A 14,780-nucleotide genomic window follows, 5' to 3' on the forward strand; every position below is an offset into this window, starting at 1 on the left:
CGCTCAGCCTGCTTTTGCGCGAATCAACGCGCGCACGGCAAAGCGGTTCGGATGGCAGGCTTCGGCGATACTGGCGGCAACCGGCAGTGGCTCGTCATTGATCCAGGCCGCCAGCAGTTCGGCGGACAGTGGCGCGGTGATCAGGCCGCGAGAGCCGTGGCCGCTGTTGACGTACAAGCCGTCGAGCCAGGGGCAGGGCGCATCCGGAACCTGGCGGGCGTCTTTACGCAATATGCCGTAGGCCCGGTCAAACGCCGCGCGATCAACCAGCGGGCCGACGATGGGCAGGTAGTCCGGGCTGGTGCAGCGAAAGGCTGCGCGACCCTGCAGATGGGCAGGGTCGAAGGCTTCGGCACGCAGGCGTTGGGCGAGGTCTGTGCTGATGTCCTGGAGCAGCGCCAGGTTGCCGGCGTGATCGGCGGCCGTGGGCGTGAGGTCATCGTTCTTGAAGTCGAAGCTGGCGCCCAAGGTGTGTTCGCCCAGGCGCGGCGGGGCCACATAGCCTTCGGCGCACACCACCGTCTTGAGTGCGGCGCTCTCGACAGTTTGCGGCAAACGGGTGATTTGCCCGCGGATGCGCTTGAGCGGCAGGTCGGCGAAGCGTTGGACTTCGGCCGCACCGGCCAATACCACCACCGGTGCACTGGCCAGCAGCTGTTCACCGCCCCAGGCCTGCCATTGACCATCGACCTTGCGCAGTTCGAGCGCCTCGTGAAGGGGCTGCACGCTGATGCCGGGTTGACGCGCTTGCCAGTCACACAGGGCGGGCGGGTGTACCCAACCGCCTTCGGGGTAAAACAGCCCGCCGTGTGCCAGTGCCACTCCCGCCTTGGCTTGCGCCTGTTCCCGGTTCAGCGGGTGCAGCAACTGCGGGGCAAACGCATTGGCCAGTTGCGCCTGGCGCTGACCCTCCTTGGCATCGAAGGCCAGTTGCAACACACCGCAGTCATCCCAGTCCACCCCACGCTGCAGATGTTCCAGCAAACGACGGGTGTACCCGAACCCGGCGACGATCATCTGGGACAAGGCAGTGCCGTGGGCTGAAAGCTTGAGGTAAAGCACGCCTTGCGGATTGCCGGAAGCCTCCTGGGCGAGTGCCTCATGGCGCTCCAGCAGGTGCACCTGCCAACCGCGTGCAGCCAGGCTGGCGGCGGTGGCGCAACCGGCCAGGCCGCCACCGATCACCAGGGCTTTACGTTCGCCTTGAGAACGCGCCGGTCGCGCGAACCAGGGCTTGGTTGCCGGTGGTGGGGGGGCATCGCTCGGCCAACCGAGAAATTCCCCGCGCAGGATCTCCCACTTGTGGCCGATACCCGGCGTGCGCTTCATCTTGAACCCGGCGGCATTGATCAGACGGCGCACCCAGCCGGTGCTGGTGAAGGTGCTGATGGTCGAGCCCGGCGCGGCCAGGCGTGCCAGTTCGGCAAACAACTCGGCGGTCCACATCTCTGGGTTTTTCGCCGGGGCGAAACCGTCGAGGAACCACGCATCGATCTGCGCGTCCAGTTGCGGCAATTGTTCCAGTACATCACCGATCAACAGCGTCAGGGTCACGCGGCCATTATCCAGCACCAGGCGCTGAAAACCCGGGTGGATGGCGATGTACTGCGCCAGCAGTTGTTCGGCGAACGGTTGCAGTTCGGGCCAGAGGGCGAGGGCACGTCGCAGGTCGGCGTGGCTGAGGGGGTATTTTTCCACGCTGACGAAATGCAGCCGTGCACCGGCTACCGCGTGCTGCTCGAACAGTTGCCAGGCGCACAGGAAATTCAAGCCGGTGCCAAACCCGGTTTCACCAATCACCAGATGCTCGCCTACCGGCAAGGCGGCAAAGCGCTCCTGCAAACGGTTTTGTTCAAGGAAGACATAACGGGTTTCTTCAAGGCCCGACTGATCGGAGAAGTACACATCGTCGAACACCCGCGAGTGCGGGCGGCCTTGGTCATCCCAGTCGAGCTGGGCGTGGGTGATGGGAGTCATGGGCAGCTCATAAAAAAACAGCAGGCAAAGGCAAGGCGGCCATTCTAGCCGATCACGGGGCAGGCGATTGATCTGCGGTTGCCGGCGCCTGAAAAATGGCGGTAACCGGCTAGATCTTGCATGGGAAAAACCGTCGAAACAGTACCTTGATCAATCAATTTTCAGCGCTAATTCAAAGCCTTATGCGGGGGTATCGTGGCTGCTTGATTAACGCGCAATAAGGAACATTGCAAATGCAGGCACCCGATGATTTGACCAAACTATGCACTCAATTTACGCAGCGACACTTGCAAGCTGCGTTGTTGGAAATGACTGGCGATCTGGACAAGGCCTATGTGCTGCAAAAGCGTCTCCCGGGCTGGATGATCAATGCCCCGCGCGGTTTGCTGGAGGCACTGGAAGGGGACGCGTCGCGCGTTGAAGATGCCAAGGCAGCGGTTGCTGGGCACATGAAGCCACTGCAGGCGTTGGACCAGTTTTGCATCGAGCGGTTGAAGGCGTACTGCCTGACGCGATGGCAGGTCACGGTGGACCCGGTGAAGGACCTGTTCGTCCGTGTCACTTACGAGTACCAGAAAGAACACGCGCCGCTCAATTATGTGCGGACCAGCAAAGTGCAGAGCCAGAGTCTGTTGCATGTGGCGATGCAGAATTTTTCCGAGGATGAAGAGCGCGCTGAGCGTTTTGCTTCCGGGTCATTGCTGCAATCGGAATCTGGCTCGAGTGCCTTGATCGCGGTCACGCCACACGAGTTTGCCAAAGGCTGCAGAGCCCTGGACCTTGGCCGGTTGTATCAGCACCACATTGCTGAAGTGTTCCAGCTGGGCACGGGCGGGACTGAAGGTGAGCCAAACAGCGGTCGCGTAGCCATCGATATGAGGCGGATGAAAACGCTGGATGTAAAAATCGATGCTCACATCGCGTGCATGCGTGGCGATATCACCCAGGATACTTATGCGATGGTGTGTAAGCTGCTGGACGCAAACTTGACCCGCGCCCAAAGCAAAGAGCTGTTGTTTCAGGGGCGGCCGGTTATCTGGCAGGGCCTGAGCGCACTTGACTGCTGTCTGTGGAGCATTGTTGTGTTGTCGGGGCGTCCGATCGCGGATGACCCGCAGGAACCTTGCGTGGTCTACATGCCCAATGAGCCGGGGCGGCCGTTTTTTGAGTATCCCTCGCTCAATGACTTCAAGCTTTACCTGGATTTGAAGCTGGAGGTTTCCGCTTACCGCACCTTCTTTACCCGCTACTTGGGAGAGGTCGACCGACTCGGCTTTTTCCAGCGGTTTGAGCAGCATCGTACGCTGGGTGTTTTGCAGGCAAAGCCCATCACCGTCAGCCTGGCGGACCACTTTTTCGGCGCTTATGTAGGCAAGTTGCAAATCGACGCGCGGACACTGGCGGTACCCGTGGAAGATGTGGATGAGGAGGCTCGCAAGCAACGTTCGCTGGAGTATCTGAATGCAGGGCTGACACTGCTGAACCTCGCCGGTCTTGTCGTGCCCGCGTTGGGGTTACTGATGACCAGTGTGGCGGTGGGGCAGATCCTCGCAGAGGTGTATGACGGTATCGAGGACTGGCGTCGTGGTGACAAGGACGAGGCGCTCAAGCAGTTGGGCGCCGTGGCGGAAAATATCACCTCGATGGTCTTGTTCGCGGTGGGAATCAAGGCCGTTGCCACGGTATTCAAGCGGGCCCGGCAGAGCATTGACCGTTACTTTCAGACGCTGGAAGCCGTTCGTTCAAGCGACGGTATTCCGCGGCTGTGGCGTCCTGACATCAGGCCCTACAGCCATGATCAACGGCTTATCGACAACGTGCTCGCGGACGCGCGAGGCATTTACCAGGTTGGCGGCCATTCGTACGTCAAGGTCAATGGCTTCGTCCACCAGGTTTCGTTCGATTCAACGCTGGGCCAGTGGCGCGCCCGCCATGCGTTGCGGCAGACGGGCTACCGTCCGGCAATGCTGCACAACGGCGAGGGCGCCTGGCGTTTCTCATTTGAAAAGCCTGACGACTGGGAGGATCAGGACTATCTCTTTTCTCGTCTGGAGCCGGCGAGTCGCCACCCCGTTCTGGAGTCGCGCAAGTTACGGTTGGTCAGGGACATCATGGACAAACCTCACCGCTGGGGTTACCACCTGGCTCAGGAATGCCTGCCCTTTCCCGCAAGGTTCCGTGATTTGTATGAGCGTTTCAGGCTGGATCAGTCCATCCGCGATCTGATCTGGTTGCTGGAGCGCGGTGATTACCTCAACGCTGAAAGCGCCACCTTGCAGATGCACGCCTTGCCCTTGTTGCCAGGGTGGCCTGCGGGGCGCTATTTCGAAGTGCTGGACGCCCAGGGCAGTGTCAAGGCGCGTTACCCCTCCAACTCGGCTGTTGAGGATCTCAGACGGCGCTTGCCCATCACCGAGCAGGCGAGGAGCCAGGGGAAAGTGTTTGATGTGTTGTTGTCTGGGTTGGATAAGGAACAAAAGCTCGGCCTGTTGGGACAGGGCATTGCCGCCAGTCAGGAGAGCGCTGTATTGGTGCGTCAATTACTCGCGTACCTGAAGGCCGATCGCAAGCCGCTGTTCGAGCAGTTGTACCGGAGCTATGACGGGCCGGTTCCGCCCGAATTGGCGTTGCTCAGGAAGAGCTATCCGCAATTGCCGTATCGGGTGATGCGCGAGTTATTGGCCGAGGCGTCCTCTGTGGAGCGCGAATTCCTGCGTGATCATCAGCGTGTGCCTATGGGACTGGCGCAGGCGGCGCGACGCGTACTCGAGGAACAAAGGCTGGATCGAGCCCTTGCAGGTTTCGAGCTGCCGGAACTGGCAGGTCTCGACACGCAATGCATTGGGGTTCGGATGCTCCCGCGCGTTGAGGGGTGGGATAACACGCTGAGACTGGAGTTGCGTCAGGATTCCCCACAGGGTGATCTGTTGGCCCTTGGAGCGACCGAGGGGGCTGACGTACGTCGAGTGGTGGTCAGGTCGGCAGCCGGTTTTGAGCCGTTCGATGGCAACGGCGTGAGTGTGGGAGACGTTCAGTCGGGGCCGGATGGGCTGTTCGAGGCGATAGAGCACACGCTGGCCGATAGGCGACGTATGTCCCTGGGGCTGGCGACGCTCGAACCCGCCAGTGGTTGGCGGCTGCGGCGCAGGGTCGCTGTCCAGGCTCAGAGTGAGCGGGAGCTGGCGGCCGGAGCCTTTTCCAAGGACGCTCACGCGCCGTTGGAGAGGGACCCTCCCTGCCAGATGGCGGACTCACCGGTCAGAGCGGGGGCCTCTGCGGCACTGGTCGCGAAGGTGAAGAAGGTTTACCCCCTGTTCAATGATGCACAAGCGTTGGCGCTCCTGATGGACGCGGGTGCCGATGAGCTTTCCCGGGCCAAGGCCGTCAGCCGCATGGAGGGTGACCTTGACCGTCTGCGGGCAGTGCTCAAGCAATGGGCGACCAACATCGGGAGCCTGGATAAGCAGCCGGGTCTCAGCGATATCCGCCACGGTCGCCTGCAAGTGGCCGAGCGTATTGAAGCGTGCTGGCGGCGCCAGACCTTTTTGCTCGATGAGCGGCAGATGTCGGTTGCCGGTCTGACCCTGGACGGGATGCGCGTAGGTTCTTTACCGAACCTGCCTGCCGAGATCCGGTTCGACCATGTCCGGCAGTTATCACTCAAAAATATGCGACTGGGCGATGACGTTGCCTACTTCCTGAAGTGTTTCAAGGGGGTGCGGCGTCTGGATCTGAACCGTAACCTACTGACCCGGTTACCCGAATATCTCTCTCGAATGCCCGATCTCGAGAGTTTGTCGTTGTCCCACAACCGGCTGGCGCTGACCGAGTACACCCGCCGTAAACTGGCCGACTTGAACACGTTGCGGCTATTGGACATGAGCCACAATCCAGTGGGCGGTCAAGTGGATGTCAGTCAGATGTCCAACTTGCATACGCTGTTATTGCAGGACTCAAAGATTACCGATCTACCCATCGGGCTCGCACGCTTGGCCTACCTGGATCAAGTGGACCTGCGCGACAACTGGATTACGCTGCTGCCCGATTGGTTGTTCACTGCAACACGCCATTTCAGTCAGGCGATCAACGTGGGAGGTAACCCCTTGTCCAGTACGACGGTGACTGCACTGGTTCGTTACCGCACCGAAGTGGGGACCGGCATGGGTTATACGGATGATGATCACTCACGCGCCACCGAATTGAGGGCCAGGGAAATATGGTTGCCGGACGAAGTGGCCGCCCGCGATGAGATTAAACGCAGCGTTTGGGCCAATTTGCGCGATGACCCGGAGTCGGCACCTCTGTTCATGTTGCTGGCCCAATTGTTCGGGAGCGCCGACAGCCGTTATGTCCGAGAGGATTTGAACCGGCGTGTCTGGGACGTCTTGCAATCGACCCATGACAGTGTCGAGCTGCGCGAGCAGGTCTTTCAACTGACCGCTCACCCGGCGAACTGTTCGGATGGGGCCGCAGAGCTGTTCAGCCAGTTGGAAGTCCTGACCGCAGTCGAGCGTGCAACCCTTCAGGCGAGTCAGACCAAAGGTAGTGCCGCTGCGTTGTTGACCCTGGGGCGCGGTCTGTTTCGCCTCAGCGAGTTGGAAAAAATTGCCGCGACCTATGCCGCCGAACATGCTTCGCCGGACCCGTTGGAGGTCAGCTTGGCTTACCGTGTGGGGTTGGCCCAGGTCCTGCAACTGCCAGGGCAGCCCAAGCATATGCAGTATGCTTCGTTGGCGGATTTGACCCGCGAAGGTCTGGATCGGGCGCATGAGCAGGTGCTCAATGCAGAGTTGTCTCCGGCCTTTTTACGTTTCATTTCACAGCAGTCTTTCTGGATAGCCCATCTGGAACAACAATTTCCCGGTGAATTCGCAAAGGCCACCGCCCCGTTTGATGTTCAACAGCAGACTCTCTTCGAGAGTCGCCAGAAACTCACCGACGGCGAATACCTTATGCAAATGGAAGCCTTGCGTTCCCCTCGTCGCAGGGCGGTAGGCGACGTAATTGAACGCCTGACTCTGCAAGTCATGAGACATCAGGATCTGCACATGTGCATTGTTCCCGAGGTTTAGCCCGCCTCGGGTCATTGACTCACGACAAGTTCGTTGGAATTCCTTTCCTGCCGTGCAGCCCAATCCGCTAGTCTTGAGCCATCTTGAAACGGAGCTGCCCCATGTTCGAATCCGCCGAAATCGGTCACGCCATCGACAAAGACACTTACGACGCCGAAGTGCCGGCGCTGCGCGAAGCGCTGTTGGAAGTGCAGTATGAACTGCAGCAGCAGAAGCGTTTTCCGGTGATCATTCTGATCAACGGCATCGAAGGTGCCGGCAAGGGCGAGACGGTCAAGCTGCTCAATGAGTGGATGGACCCGCGCCTGATCGAGGTGCGCACCTTCGACCAGCAGACCGATGAAGAATTGGCCCGGCCTCCGGCCTGGCGCTACTGGCGCCAGTTGCCTGCCAAGGGGCGCATGGGGGTGTTCTTCGGCAATTGGTACAGCCAGATGCTGCAAGGCCGGGTGCACGGCGAGATCAAGGACGCCCGTCTCGATCAGGCCATTGCCGGTGCCGAGCGCCTGGAAAAGATGCTCTGTGATGAAGGGGCACTGATCTTCAAGTTCTGGTTTCACCTGTCCAAGAAGCAGATGAAGGCTCGCCTCAAGGCGCTGGCGGATGACCCATTGCACAGCTGGCGCATCAGCCCGCTGGACTGGCAGCAATCCAAGACCTACGACAAGTTCGTGCATTTCGGTGAACGTATCCTGCGCCGAACCAGTCGCGACTACGCGCCGTGGCATGTGATCGAAGGGGTCGATGCCCATTATCGCAGCCTCACGGTGGGCAAGCTGCTGCTCGAAGGGTTGCAAAACGCCTTGAAGCTGGCCAAGGGTAAATCCAGCGGCATGAACCCGGCGCCCTTGATCGCTTCGGTGGACAAGAAGAGCGTGCTGGACGCCCTCGATCTGACCCAGCGTCTGGAAAAAGAAGATTACGAAGAACAGCTGATTACCGAACAGGCGCGTTTCTCCGGCCTGATGCGCGACAAGCGCATGCGCAAGCACGCGTTGGTCACCGTGTTTGAAGGCAATGATGCGGCGGGCAAGGGCGGGGCGATCCGTCGTGTGGCGGCGGCGCTCGACCCACGCCAATACCATATCGTGCCGATTGCCGCGCCCAGTGAGGACGAGCGCGCCCAGCCTTACCTGTGGCGGTTCTGGCAGAAAATACCGGCACGCGGCATGTTCACCGTGTTCGACCGTTCCTGGTATGGCCGCGTACTGGTGGAGCGCGTCGAGGGTTTCTGTTCGCCGGCCGACTGGATGCGTGCCTACGGCGAGATCAACGACTTCGAAGAGCAACTGCGCGACGCGGGCGTGATTGTGGTCAAGTTCTGGCTGGCCATCGACAAGGAGACGCAGTTGGAGCGCTTCCAGGCCCGTGAAGATATCCCTTTCAAACGTTTCAAGATCACCGAAGACGATTGGCGCAACCGCGACAAGTGGGACGACTACCGCGCCGCCGTGGGCGATATGGTCGACCGCACCAGCACCGAAGTTTCGCCCTGGACCCTGGTGGAGGCCAATGACAAGCGCTGGGCGCGGGTCAAGGTGCTGCGCACGATCAACCGGGCGCTGGAAGAAGCGTTCGCCAAATCCGACAAGCACGACAAGAAACGGTAGTGAGCGGGCTTGCCCTAATGCCAGTCAGTTAAGGATTAACGCGGTCACTGTGGGAGGGGCGGTGCGACGATTCGACTTGCTCCCGATGGACTGCGTAGCAGGCCCATTTTTGAGGCCGCTGCGCGGCCTATCGGGAGCAAGCCCCCTCCCACAATTTATTCATCTTATTCATCGCCCGCTTTATCGCTTAACTGACTGGCATTAGGGCTTGCCCCGCCGCGACCAAACTCGGTAGTGAGCGGGCTTGCCCCGCGCTGGGTGGCGTAGCCGCCCTAAACCCTGTAACTGTGATGTTTCAGAAAGACCGCGGTGTCTGGTTTTGGGGCGGCTGCGCCACCCAGCGCGGGGCAAGCCCGCTCACTACACCATCATGGTTTTGCATACGCGGGGTGAATGATCGTCGCGGTTGGGAGGGCCTGGATCTATCCTCGAAGGCTCTCCCAATAATGACAAGATCGAGGTAGCCCATGCGTGAAGTAGTGATCGTCGACAGTGTGCGAACCGGCCTGGCCAAATCCTTTCGCGGCAAGTTCAACCAGACCCGCCCCGATGACATGGCGGCCCATTGCGTCAACGCGCTGCTCGCACGCAATGGCATCGATCCGGCGAGTGTGGAGGATTGCATTGTCGGCGCCGGCTCCAACGAAGGCGCCCAGGGCTACAACATCGGGCGTAACGTGGCGGTGCTCTCGCAGTTGGGCACCGGGACGGCAGGCATGACCCTCAACCGGTTCTGTTCGTCGGGTTTGCAGGCGATTGCCATTGCGGCCAACCAGATCGCTTCGGGTTGCAGCGATATCATTATTGCCGGTGGCGTCGAGTCCATCAGCCTGACCATGAAAAGCGTCAACACCGATCACCTGATCAACCCGTTGCTCAAGGAGCAGGTGCCGGGTCTGTATTTTCCCATGGGCCAGACCGCCGAGATCGTCGCGCGCCGTTATCACGTCAGCCGTGAAGAGCAGGACCTGTATGCCCTGCAGAGCCAGCAGCGCACGGCCCAGGCCCAGGCTGAGGGTCTGTTCAGTGATGAAATCGTGCCGATGGTCGTGAAGTACAAGGTTGAGGACAAGCACACGGGTGAAGTGCAGGTGCTCGAGGGGGTGGTTGACCGTGATGATTGCAATCGTCCGGACACCACGCTGGCCAGCCTGCAAGGCTTGAAACCGGTATTTGCCGAGGATGGATCGGTCACGGCGGGCAACTCGTCGCAGTTGTCCGACGGCGCCTCGATGACCTTGGTGATGAGCCTGGAAAAAGCCCTGGCGCTGGGGCTCAAGCCCAAGGCGTTTTTCCGTGGGTTCACGGTGGCGGGCTGTGAGCCGGACGAGATGGGCATTGGCCCGGTGTTCTCGGTGCCCAAGCTGCTCAAGGTCAAGGGCTTGCAGGTGGCGGATATCGACCTGTGGGAACTCAACGAGGCGTTTGCCTCGCAGTGCCTGTATGCGCGTAATCGCCTGGAAATCGACAATGCCAGGTACAACGTCAACGGCGGTTCGATCGCCATCGGGCACCCCTTCGGCATGACCGGTTCGCGGCAGGTGGGGCACCTGGTGCGTGAGTTGCAACGACGCAATCTGCGTTATGGCATCGTGACCATGTGCGTGGGCGGCGGCATGGGCGCGACCGGGTTGTTCGAAGCGGTGCGCTGATCTTCGCTACACAAAGTGCATCGGGTGCCCCTAGAATGCGGCTCCACTCCCTCTGGCTTCTGGGGCACTCATGCACATCTCTTCCGGCCGCTGGGTCTATGGTTTTCTCCTGACCCTGCTGACCGCGCTGCTGTGGGGCATTCTGCCCATCAAACTCAAGCAAGTGTTGCAGGTCATGGACCCGATCACCGTCACCTGGTTTCGCCTGACGGTGGCCGGCGGTTGTCTGTTCGTCTACCTCGCCCTCACCAAACGCTTGCCCAGCCGCCAGGTGCTCGGCCCCAGGGGCGGCTGGCTGGTGGTCATGGCGGCGTGCGGCCTGGTGGGCAACTACGTGCTGTATCTGGTTGGCCTGAAGATGCTCAGCCCTGGTACCGCCCAACTGGTGGTGCAGATGGGGCCGATCTTTCTGATGGTCGCCAGCGTGTTTGTGTTCAAGGAGCGCTTCAGCCTGGGGCAGGGGCTGGGCCTGGTGGTGCTGATCATTGGCTTTGGCCTGTTCTTCAACCAGCGCCTGGACGAACTGCTGACGTCTCTTGGGGCCTACACCGCCGGGGTGCTGACCATCCTGCTGGCCACCACCATCTGGGTGTTCTACGCCCTGGGCCAGAAACAACTGCTGACGGTGTGGAATTCGCTGCAGGTGATGATGGTGATCTACCTGTTCTGTGCCTTGCTGCTTACACCCTGGGCGCATCCACTGGAAGCGCTGGACCTGAGCCCGTTGCAAGGCTGGCTGTTGCTGGCCTGCTGCATGAACACCCTGGTGGCATATGGCGCTTTCGCCGAGGCGTTGGCCCATTGGGAAGCGTCCAGGGTCAGTGCGACCCTGGCGCTCACGCCCCTGGTGACATTTGTCGCGGTGGCCCTGGCCGCGTGGTGGTGGCCGGACGCTGTGCAGGCCGAAGAGATCAACGCCCTGGGCTATGCCGGGGCGTTGGTGGTGGTGCTGGGCTCGGCGACGGTGGCGTTGGCTCCGTCGTTGCTTGCCGGGCTCAAGGCCCGGCGCTTGCGCATGGCCTCCTAGTTGCCGAGCATGTCCTCAGGGCGGACCCATTGCTCGAACTCCTTATCGGTAAGGTAGCCCAGCTCCAGCGCCGCCGCCCGTAGCGTGAGGCCTTCGGCATAAGCCTTCTTGGCGATCTCTGCCGACTTGTCATAGCCGATGTGCGGGTTGAGTGCCGTGACCAGCATCAGCCCGCGCTCCAGGTGCTCGGCCATCTGCGTAGCGTCAGGCTCGAGACCGGCGACACAGTGCTCCTGGAAGTTATTGCAGCCATCGGCCAGCAGGCGGATCGATTCCAGCAGGTTGTGGATGATCACCGGTTTGTAGACGTTCAACTGCAAATGCCCTTGGCTGGCGGCAAGGCCGATGGTCACGTCATTGCCCAGTACCTGGCAGGCCAGCATGGTCAGCGCCTCGCACTGGGTCGGGTTGACCTTGCCCGGCATGATCGAGCTGCCCGGCTCGTTGGCCGGCAACTTCACTTCGGCCAGCCCGGCGCGGGGGCCGGAGCCCAGCAGGCGCAGGTCGTTGGCGATTTTCATCAGCGCCACGGCCAGGGTTTTCAGCGCGCCGTGCAAGGTCACCAAAGGCTCATGGCCGGAGAGGGCGGCGAACTTGTTGGGGGCCGTGACGAACGGCAAGCCTGACAACGCCGCCAGCTCGGAAGCAATCGCCTCGCCAAAACCGTGGGGCGCATTGAGCCCGGTGCCGACGGCGGTGCCGCCCTGGGCCAGCTCGCACACGGCGGGCAGGGCGCCACGGATCGCGCGTTCGGCGTAGTCGAGTTGGGCAATAAAGGCCGAGAGTTCCTGGCCGAAGGTGATCGGCGTTGCGTCCATCATGTGGGTGCGACCGGTTTTCACCAGCTTCATGTGCCTGGCCGCTTGCTCCGCCAAACCGCCGGAAAGATTGGCGATGGCGGGCAGCAGCCGTTGATGTACGGCCTGCACGGTGGCGATGCTCATGGCCGTGGGGAAGCAGTCGTTGGAGCTCTGGGAGCGGTTGACGTGGTCGTTGGGGTGCACCGGGCTTTTACCGCCACGCTTGTTGCCCGCCAGCTCGTTGGCACGGCCGGCGATGACTTCGTTGGCGTTCATATTGCTCTGGGTGCCGCTGCCGGTCTGCCACACCACCAATGGGAATTGATCGTCATGCTGCCCGTCGAGCACTTCGTCGGCGGCCTGTTCGATCAGGCGGGCGATATCGGCGGGCAGGTCGCCGTTGCGGTCGTTGACCCGTGCAGCGGCCTTCTTGATCAGGGCCAGGGCGTGCAGCACCGCAAGTGGCATGCGTTGTTCACCGATGGCGAAATTCACCAGCGAACGTTGGGTCTGCGCGCCCCAGTAAGCGTCCTCCGGGACATGAACTTCCCCCAGGCTGTCGGTTTCGATACGGCTCATCGGGCACACTCCTTCAGGTTCGTTTGCGCAGTTTAGGCTGTGATCGGCCGGGCGGGTTCCCTAAAAGACTTTTCATCGGCAAATCCACGTCCGACAAGGGGCGGGGTTGAGCCATAAGGTTTTTTAGGCGCAGAATGGGCGCCCTTGGGGTCTTACCTCGCCTGCTAGAAAAGGAAACTCGATGACTCGTCTTCGTGCCATCTGTACCGCGGTTGCTCTGGTTTGCGCCAGCGGCCAGGTTCTTGCCGATACCGCCAGCCACAACGCCAGTGCCGAAGCCTTCCTTACCCTGGCCCACGCCGACAAGCTGGGTACCCCGGTGTACATGCAAGTGCAGCAAATGTTCGCCCAGCGTTTCGAACAGACCAAGGCGCCTGCCGCCAAGCAGTCCGTACTGGACAGCTACCAGGCCAAGGCCAATGCCGCCCTGGACCAGGCCATCGGCTGGCCGAAGCTGAAGCCGGACATGGTCAAGCTCTATACCAGCAACTTCAGCGAATCCGAGCTCAAGGACCTGGTCGCTTTCTACCAGTCGCCACTGGGCAAGAAAGTCCTGGAAAAAATGCCGCAACTGACCCAGCAATCGGCCCAGATGACCCAGGCCAAGCTGGAAAGCGCCGTGCCGGTCGTGAACAAGCTGTTGGAAGACATGACCAACGAGCTGATGCCGAAAGCCGCCGCACCGGCCAAGAAGAAGTAAGCAGGAATGACCATGCAACAGCGTATCGAAACGGCGCTTGCCGCCCTGGGCTCCGACCATCTGAGTGTGCTGGATGAAAGCCACATGCACAGCCGCGGGTTGCAGACCCATTTCAAGGCCGTGCTGGTCAGCCCGCAGTTCGAGGGGCTCAACCGCGTCAGGCGCCACCAGAAGGTCTACGCCACCCTGGGTGATCTGATGAGCGAGTTTCATGCGCTGGCGCTGCATACCTACACGCCTGACGAATGGGCGAAAATCGACGCAGCCCCGGCCTCGCCGACCTGCGCCGGCGGGCATGATTAATGAGCGGGTGTCTCTGACACCGGGCATTTGTTAGAATCCGCAACGCGCCGCTTAGCCGGCGCGTTTTTTTTGCATCCGGTTCACCCTTTACGAGGGTAGCCACCTGGAGAGAACACCCATGACTCAACCGATTGTCGTGGCGGCACTGTACAAGTTCGTCACCCTCGAAGATTACGTCGCCCTGCGCGAACCCCTGCTGCAGGCAATGGTCGACAACGGCATCAAAGGCACCTTGCTGATCGCCGAGGAAGGCATCAACGGCACTGTTTCCGGGAGCCGCGAAGGCATCGATGGCCTGATCGCCTGGCTGAAGAACGATCCGCGCATGGTCGACATCGACCACAAGGAATCGTACTGCGACGAGCAGCCGTTCTACCGCACCAAGGTCAAGCTCAAGAAAGAGATCGTGACCCTGGGCGTCGAAGGCGTCGATCCGAACAAGAAAGTCGGCACCTATGTGGACCCCAAGGACTGGAACGCGTTGATCAGCGACCCGGAAGTGCTGTTGATCGACACCCGTAACGACTACGAAGTCTCCATTGGCACCTTCGAAGGTGCGATCGACCCGAAAACCACCAGTTTTCGCGAATTTCCCGACTACATCAAAGCCAACTTCGACCCGGCCAAGCACAAGAAGGTCGCGATGTTCTGCACCGGCGGCATTCGGTGTGAGAAAGCGTCGAGCTATATGCTCAGCGAAGGCTTCGATGAGGTCTACCACCTCAAGGGTGGCATCCTGAAGTACCTCGAAGAAGTGCCCCAGGAAGAAACCAAATGGCAGGGCGACTGCTTTGTATTCGACAATCGCGTGACGGTCCGCCACGACTTGAGCGAAGGCGACTACGATCAATGTCATGCCTGTCGCACGCCGGTAAGCGTCGAAGACCGTGCGTCCGAGCACTATGTGGCCGGCATCAGTTGCCCGCATTGCTGGGATAAGCTGCCGGAGAAGACCCGTCGCAGTGCGATCGACCGGCAAAAGCAGATTGAACTGGCCAAGGCCCGCAATATGCCGCACCCGATTGGCTTCAACTACAAGCAAACCCCTTCCGAGGCCTGA

The 14,780-nt window shown here is 60.8% G+C and carries 9 protein-coding genes; 7 read left to right on the forward strand and 2 right to left on the reverse strand.

What is annotated here, in order from left to right:
* Positions 1-3 precede the first annotated feature (3 nt).
* Complete coding sequence (gene mnmC / locus JBE38_RS02175; protein WP_205343454.1) at positions 4-1,977, reverse strand: bifunctional tRNA (5-methylaminomethyl-2-thiouridine)(34)-methyltransferase MnmD/FAD-dependent 5-carboxymethylaminomethyl-2-thiouridine(34) oxidoreductase MnmC; 1,974 nt, start codon at positions 1,975-1,977, stop codon at positions 4-6.
* 233 nt (positions 1,978-2,210) lie between these two features.
* Here mnmC and JBE38_RS02180 point away from each other — a divergent pair, with 233 nt between their 5' ends.
* From JBE38_RS02180 to JBE38_RS02195, 4 genes are all read left to right on the forward strand, one after another.
* Positions 2,211-7,049, forward strand: coding sequence for an NEL-type E3 ubiquitin ligase domain-containing protein (locus JBE38_RS02180; protein ID WP_205343455.1), 4,839 nt, complete (start codon positions 2,211-2,213; stop codon positions 7,047-7,049).
* Between the two features lie 101 nt (positions 7,050-7,150).
* Positions 7,151-8,659 carry a polyphosphate:AMP phosphotransferase gene (gene pap / locus JBE38_RS02185; protein WP_205343456.1) on the forward strand — a complete coding sequence of 503 codons (1,509 nt, stop codon included), beginning with the start codon at positions 7,151-7,153 and terminating at the stop codon, positions 8,657-8,659.
* Positions 8,660-9,126: 467 nt separating this feature from the next.
* Positions 9,127-10,311: a thiolase family protein gene (locus JBE38_RS02190; RefSeq protein WP_205343457.1), complete on the forward strand. Its 1,185-nt coding sequence runs from the start codon at positions 9,127-9,129 to the stop codon at positions 10,309-10,311.
* Between the two features lie 70 nt (positions 10,312-10,381).
* Positions 10,382-11,338 (forward strand): DMT family transporter, encoded by a 957-nt coding sequence (locus JBE38_RS02195; RefSeq protein WP_104994376.1) that lies wholly within the window; start codon positions 10,382-10,384, stop codon positions 11,336-11,338.
* Here the strand turns inward: JBE38_RS02195 and JBE38_RS02200 are convergent.
* Positions 11,335-12,717: a class II fumarate hydratase gene (locus JBE38_RS02200; protein ID WP_205343458.1), complete on the reverse strand. Its 1,383-nt coding sequence runs from the start codon at positions 12,715-12,717 to the stop codon at positions 11,335-11,337. The two genes, JBE38_RS02195 and JBE38_RS02200, sit on opposite strands and share 4 nt — an antisense overlap.
* Positions 12,718-12,898: 181 nt before the next feature.
* On the opposite strand from JBE38_RS02200, the gene JBE38_RS02205 reads away from it, so the two are divergent.
* From JBE38_RS02205 to trhO, 3 genes are all read left to right on the forward strand, one after another.
* A complete protein-coding gene (locus JBE38_RS02205) occupies positions 12,899-13,417 on the forward strand; it encodes a DUF2059 domain-containing protein (RefSeq protein WP_060755932.1) in 519 nt (172 codons plus the stop codon).
* 6 nt (positions 13,418-13,423) lie between these two features.
* Positions 13,424-13,720, forward strand: coding sequence for a BolA family protein (locus tag JBE38_RS02210; RefSeq protein WP_205343459.1), 297 nt, complete (start codon positions 13,424-13,426; stop codon positions 13,718-13,720).
* Positions 13,721-13,838: 118 nt separating this feature from the next.
* Entirely contained in the window at positions 13,839-14,780 is a 942-nt protein-coding gene (gene trhO / locus JBE38_RS02215) for an oxygen-dependent tRNA uridine(34) hydroxylase TrhO (RefSeq protein WP_090369661.1), read from the forward strand.

This window comes from Pseudomonas sp. ICBG1301 (genome assembly GCF_016918385.1).
Classification (GTDB): domain Bacteria; phylum Pseudomonadota; class Gammaproteobacteria; order Pseudomonadales; family Pseudomonadaceae; genus Aquipseudomonas; species Aquipseudomonas palleroniana.

Coding starts and splice junctions, on each gene's coding strand:
- mnmC (WP_205343454.1), bottom strand. CDS start 1,977: ATGACTCCCATCACCCACGCCCAGCTCGACTGGGATGACCAAGGCCGC.
- JBE38_RS02180 (WP_205343455.1), top strand. CDS start 2,211: ATGCAGGCACCCGATGATTTGACCAAACTATGCACTCAATTTACGCAG.
- pap (WP_205343456.1), top strand. CDS start 7,151: ATGTTCGAATCCGCCGAAATCGGTCACGCCATCGACAAAGACACTTAC.
- JBE38_RS02190 (WP_205343457.1), top strand. CDS start 9,127: ATGCGTGAAGTAGTGATCGTCGACAGTGTGCGAACCGGCCTGGCCAAA.
- JBE38_RS02195 (WP_104994376.1), top strand. CDS start 10,382: ATGCACATCTCTTCCGGCCGCTGGGTCTATGGTTTTCTCCTGACCCTG.
- JBE38_RS02200 (WP_205343458.1), bottom strand. CDS start 12,717: ATGAGCCGTATCGAAACCGACAGCCTGGGGGAAGTTCATGTCCCGGAG.
- JBE38_RS02205 (WP_060755932.1), top strand. CDS start 12,899: ATGACTCGTCTTCGTGCCATCTGTACCGCGGTTGCTCTGGTTTGCGCC.
- JBE38_RS02210 (WP_205343459.1), top strand. CDS start 13,424: ATGACCATGCAACAGCGTATCGAAACGGCGCTTGCCGCCCTGGGCTCC.
- trhO (WP_090369661.1), top strand. CDS start 13,839: ATGACTCAACCGATTGTCGTGGCGGCACTGTACAAGTTCGTCACCCTC.